The sequence below is a fragment of the Bacillus sp. AFS001701 genome (assembly GCF_002559405.1).
In the GTDB taxonomy this organism is placed as follows: Bacteria; Bacillota; Bacilli; order Bacillales; family Bacillaceae_G; genus Gottfriedia.
The window spans coordinates 1-398 of the sequence record NZ_NTZO01000642.1; the positions used below are offsets into that span (position 1 = coordinate 1).

Here is a 398-nt window from a genome sequence, read left to right on the forward strand (position 1 = left end):
TTTTCATCAAAAGATGAAGTTTGCCCATTTACAAAACTCCTTTTTGATTATGATGTTTCAAACATTAAACGATCGATGTTCCACCATCAACAACTAGAACAGACCCAGTCACATAATTCGAAGCTGGAGCTGCTAAAAATAAAGCCGCACCTTTTAACTCGTCTTCGTTTCCAAATTTCTTAAGTGGTATAGATTCTAGTATTTCATTTGTTCCGTGGGAAATAACATCTTTAGACATTTTTGTCGGGAAAAATCCAGGAGCTAATGCATTTACATAAATGCCACTTGGACCCCATTTCGCAGCTAAATCTTTTGTAAAACTAATCACTGCACCTTTACTAGCACTATATCCAACAGCATTCATTACGTTTGGATTCGTTCCGACTAAGCCAGCAATC

1 protein-coding gene is annotated in these 398 nt (G+C 36.9%); it reads right to left on the reverse strand.

The window, feature by feature from the left end; all coding sequences use genetic code 11:
• Nucleotides 1–64: 64 nt before the first annotated feature.
• A partial coding sequence (locus CN514_RS24295; protein WP_141529516.1) for an SDR family oxidoreductase occupies nucleotides 65–398 on the reverse strand: 334 nt, incomplete at its 5' end.